Origin of the sequence: Haliea salexigens DSM 19537, from assembly GCF_000423125.1 — a bacterium.
GTDB lineage: Bacteria > Pseudomonadota > Gammaproteobacteria > Pseudomonadales > Halieaceae > Haliea > Haliea salexigens.
In genome coordinates, this window is sequence record NZ_AUHJ01000052.1 from 1 (window position 1) to 4,879 (window position 4,879).

The 4,879-nt window shown below is 53.9% G+C and carries 5 protein-coding genes; 4 read left to right on the forward strand and 1 reads right to left on the reverse strand.

The window, feature by feature from the left end; all coding sequences use genetic code 11:
- Positions 1 to 210, reverse strand: a 210-nt coding sequence (locus G533_RS0119050) for a DUF4158 domain-containing protein (protein ID WP_027951279.1), incomplete at its 3' end; no start/stop codon positions are given.
- Between the two features lie 170 nt (positions 211 to 380).
- Between G533_RS0119050 and G533_RS22995 the strand changes: the two genes are divergently transcribed.
- The 4 genes from G533_RS22995 to G533_RS23005 form a co-directional block, all read left to right on the forward strand.
- On the forward strand, positions 381 to 1,070 hold the full coding sequence (locus G533_RS22995) for a type IV toxin-antitoxin system AbiEi family antitoxin domain-containing protein (RefSeq protein WP_144079960.1): 690 nt from the start codon (positions 381 to 383) through the stop codon (positions 1,068 to 1,070).
- 495 nt (positions 1,071 to 1,565) lie between these two features.
- Positions 1,566 to 2,393, forward strand: coding sequence for a hypothetical protein (locus tag G533_RS0119060; RefSeq protein WP_027951280.1), 828 nt, complete (start codon positions 1,566 to 1,568; stop codon positions 2,391 to 2,393).
- A gap of 87 nt (positions 2,394 to 2,480) precedes the next feature.
- Positions 2,481 to 3,722 carry an RES family NAD+ phosphorylase gene (locus G533_RS23000; protein ID WP_051230700.1) on the forward strand — a complete coding sequence of 414 codons (1,242 nt, stop codon included), beginning with the start codon at positions 2,481 to 2,483 and terminating at the stop codon, positions 3,720 to 3,722.
- A gap of 576 nt (positions 3,723 to 4,298) precedes the next feature.
- Positions 4,299 to 4,879, forward strand: a 581-nt coding sequence (locus tag G533_RS23005; RefSeq protein WP_035529248.1) for an IS630 family transposase, incomplete at its 3' end; no start/stop codon positions are given.

The window sequence follows — 4,879 nt, forward strand, 5'->3', positions numbered from 1 at the left end:
GTTAAGCAGGACCGGTTTGCATTTGAAGTAGCCCAGCAAAGCAATCGCCACACAACGATATTTGCGTTGCCTTATTCTCGATATCTCCGCTAGTTCTTTGTCATTCAGCGTAAAGTAGAATCGCTGGTATGACTCATTGAAGGATGGGACGCCGTATAGATCCTCGACCTCGGCAGCAGTGAGGATTGATAGCCGCTTGTTTCTGCTCATTCTTTGACCTAAAGGTCGAAGAAGATACCGAATTTCTCAGCGCATTAGAAACTAATAGCCCCCTGCAGACCACGGATGGCGGGGCCTCCGGCGGTTTTTGCAATATTTGGAGGCAAAATCCCTAGGACCCCTATACAAGGATCGCACGGCGCCTGATCGATGCCGGCATTGTGTCGCGTGCACCTCGGTATCCACGGCACTTTATGCTGCTGGCGGGGCAAGAGAAGCCGGAGGCCGCGGTCAGCGCCTGCCTGGTCGATCCGTTCTGTTATCTCTCCCATCACACCGCATTGGTGCAGCATGGCCTGGCAACGAAGAAGTCGCCACAGGTGTATGTGACGTCGCCACCTCCCAGCGCTTGGCGTAGAGCTGCCATGGCGCGCATGGCAGACGATCTCGGCGAGGATCTGAGCAAGTACCTAGACAGTGGGCTACCGCGGTTGACCTGGCACAAACTGGACCGTATTGGTGCACATCGAGTCCACCGGCACAATATTGGTGAGCTGGGAGAGGTGGTGCGGTTGGGAACCCAGGCCTTACCGATGTCGAGCGTGGGGCAGACCATACTCGATTGTCTGCGCCATCCCCAATGGGCCGGTGGTATGAAACATGTGCTCCGGGTATTTGATGCGGCAGCGGACAAGCATCGGGAAGCCATAATTCGGATCGTGGATCAGCGGGGCACCGCCATTGACAAGGTGCGCGTGGGCTATCTGTTTGAAGAGCGCCTGCGGATCGCCGATCCGGCCTTTGAGCGCTGGGTGGGCTGTGCGCAGCGCGGCGGCTCTCGCAAGTTGGATCCCGAGGCGGACTACGCGCCGCGCTGGTCCGAACGCTGGTGTTTGTCGTTGAACATCTGAAACTGCCTGGCCCATGCAGGATAGCCTATGCGCACAGCTCCCATTTTCAAGAATGTAAAGGTCATTTAAATTCAGACGTTACGACCACATCAGCGTTGCTGCGCGGACTTAGGGGTTCTCGGCGCTTACGGGAAAGCACTTGCTGTGCTGAGTGTCGATGAACTTCCGCAGCAGGAAGAGCCGGTGAAGAAGGTGATAGACGGGAGCACTGGACACCACGTTTTCAGCGTTAGGCTGCAACTATGACTAGCCAGCTTGCTAGAAAACATAGCCGCTCCTCCGGTCTACGTGAAGTTGGAACAATTCATCAGGACTCCCTCGGCTCCCACCAAGCACTTTCAGCTACAACTGCTTCTAACGGAGGACACAGTATGTGGCCTCCCAAGTTTCTAGCGGGGTATCTAAGTCGAACATTATCTTTCTGGTTTCAGATACTGACCACACCGAGTTCGGCGTCTTAGTATCCCTCTACGATAATTCGCCGGAGACCGAAACATGAACGCACCCACCCCGTTAGATACCCATGAGCTGTGCCGATCATTCCTTGAGGAAGAGATTCGCTATAACCAAGCCAAAGGGATTCTGCCGAGTGAAAATGCAGTGAGCCGCAATCTGCTCGCGCGTGAACAAGAAATGAACGAACTCTATGATGAGTTTTCCTCAAGAGGCTGGTCCAGACAGACGTTTGAGCAATGTCTCCGGATAGTGCTCAGTATCATGGCCCACTGGAGCCCTGATCACTTGGCACAGGCCCGTGAAGAGAAGCGCCAGCTAGACGGCACCAACGCTAGAATTGCGAAGGTGTCTGAGGAACTGGCTACCCTATTGTTGCAGCGAGAGGAGTTACACAACAGCTCGGGGTTTGGTAGTGACACGCATTACAGCATTATGGATCTCATCATGGATGCCGGCCGTGAGGTGCCGAGTTTTGAAGGCTGGGTCAAGGATCTCCTGGTGCCTATCCAGGGTCAGTTTGACCTAAAGTACTGGCCTAGTATCGACCAAGTCGTATCTGCCCTTGGTAGAAACGCTGAGACCGCCCAGAGTTATCCACATGATTCTCTTACAGAAGCCGGTACTGAGTCGGCTAGGTCATCGATATCCGATACAGTTAGAGCCTTGATCCGCGCGATCGAGGAGCAGAGAGACCTCGCCGGAAGCCGGATACCCAGTGACTTCTCCATTTCCGATAAAGGTTTTTCCACGCTACTGAACTGTGCCCTGAATCTGGATACAGATCAGCTAAAGGATGCTGGCTACATCAAGGGGATCCGTCAGCGACTGCGCCGGGCTGGTGGAGTAGTACCACAGGTGATCGATTAAGACTATGGAGAGTGATCAGGTGACCATATATTCATCCCCGAAACCAGCATAATACTATCTATCTCCAACCGACGAGGAAAAATTGGCGTGGCGGCTCTCTGCACTGACTGTTTCGATGATGAACACTTTAAGATGTTAGTTGCTGGCATGCGATCTCGCCTGTGTTCCGAGTGCGAGCAAGACTCTTCACCTGCTATCACAGCCGAAGATCTCGCAGAGATAATAGCTCCGATGTTACAGGAGCGACTGACCTATGGGCGAACGATCAGAAAATTCGCTTCTGAAGACGATGATCGAGGTTGGGAAGAGCCTCAAGGTGAGGAGCTAGATTACTTCTTGCGCGACATTCTGGGAGACCAGAATGGATTCCTTCCAGACCTGCTGGAAGCACTATTTGAATCCGAGCCATACGACCACAGCGACCCTGATGGCGGCTTCTTCGATGGGGATCGGCTTTACGAGTGGCGCACTGTTCGGCCGCTGGATTTGTTGGGTCAATGGGATACAGCATCTCAGCAGATACAGAATCGCCACCGATACTTCAGTCCGGCGGCAATCGAGCTTTTCGATGGTCTGTTTGGTGGCTTGGACGATTTGTGCGTTTACCGTGACGGCGAGCAGCCTATCATTTCAACGCTACCAGAGGGGACCAAAGTGTACCGCGCAAGAGACTGCTCGGACCAGTCTCTGATTGAGGCGGTTCTAAGGGAACCTATGGGCCAGGTAGGGCCTTCTCCGGCAGGAGTTGCAGGGCCCGGGCGTATGAATGCTGATGGCGTCTCCGTCCTCTATGCGGCGCAAGACCTCGAAACGGCCGTTTCAGAAATACGTCCAGCGATCGGCAGTACGAGTGCGGTCATTCAGCTCATGACTACTCGACCTCTCAAGGTTCTGGACTTCCATCTCCTCGAGGAGGCTTTTCAGGGTATTTCATTCTTCAACAGTGATTATGATCGCCTATTGGAGCGGCTGGTCTTCATCCGGAGACTGCACGATCTGATCTCGCGCCCTGTGCACCCGAAGCATGCCCACGAGTACATGATTACCCAAGCTATGGCTGAATACCTGGCATACATCCATTCAGAGAATGTCGATGGCATTCTATTCAAATCTGTCCAGAGGGAAGGCGGCGTCAATGTTGTCCTGTTCCCAAAGCCGCATGGAGAAACCCTGGACGATTACGGCCAGTTTGATATCCCCATCGAGTATGTCATCGATAGCCTCGAATTCAGGAAGGCCAAAAAGGTGCAATATTTTCTCGAAACTTGCTTTGAGTATTCGCCAGGGGTTATTGCATCCGACTTCGATGATGATTTTGATCCCTATTGAGGAGCAGCGCGCGGGGGCGATCGCCGCGGGCAGTGCTTGCGGCGGCACAAGCCTGGTGTGATCAATACCTCGTGATGAATCGCCCCAAGATTACCAGGGATCGTCGATGATGGTAACCATACGCAAAGCTCGGACCGTCTTGATCCAGCTGGGCAGGTTCCGTCGGCGCTCCTCTGCAGTCGACGCAATGCGGCTACGCTGATCCCGACCGTAGAGAAGTGTTCCCCGTCGCACCGAACGCTCTATTCGTGCGGGTCGTGAACTCCTACCTGTGGCTACAATCCCATCTAAAGACTCTGTTAGTCGCCTTTTTTGTGCTTGTGGGGTTTAAGTGACGGCGTATTCCCGGGAGTACTCTTGTTATCCCTTTGACGCCTATCGGGTTTTCCGGTTGATTTGGCAATCCTTTTCGGACCAGGTTTGATTCCCATGGCTTACCTCTGAAATTTGTACCGGGCGTCATTGCCAGGTACATGTAAAACATTGGGATGAATATGGGACTTTCAAGTCCCGCATAGCCACTTTGACTGGGATAGTATTAACCCGGCATCCATATAGATATGATATAATGGCTGCATGAATGAAGACGCTCGCACCCTTCCTGCCGCGGCCCAGGAGGAAAAACGCAAACAGGCCGTACGAATGTGGAAAACCGGCAGATACACCCATCGCGAGATTGGTGAACAAGTCGGTGTCCATTACCTCACAGTCGGTCGCTGGATCAAGAAATACCAGGACGGCGGCGCAAAGGCTTTGCAGGCCCGAGCTCGGGGGCGCCGGGAAGGTTCCGGTCGGCGCATGACCCAGGAGCAGGAAGCTATGATCCAAAAGCAACTGATCGACAAGACACCCGACCAGCTCAAGCTGCGCTATGCCCTGTGGACGCGTGAAGCAGTGCAGCAACTGATTCAGCAGGTCACGGGCTTGAAACTCGCCATCCGCACCGTGGGTGAGTATCTCAAGCGTTGGGGTTTTACCGTTCAGAAGCCGAAGAAGAAGGCCTATGAGCAGCGCCCTGCTGAGGTCCAGCGTTGGCTGGACGAAGAATACCCCTCGATTCACGCCCGAGCGAAGGCAGAAAATGCCGAGATTTACTGGGGTGATGAGACAGGTCTCAGAAACGACTGCCAGCACACGCGAGGCTATGCGCCGAGAGG

Excerpts from the sequence above, each read along its gene's own strand:
- G533_RS0119060 (WP_027951280.1), top strand. The coding sequence starts at position 1,566 with ATGAACGCACCCACCCCGTTAGATACCCATGAGCTGTGCCGATCATTC.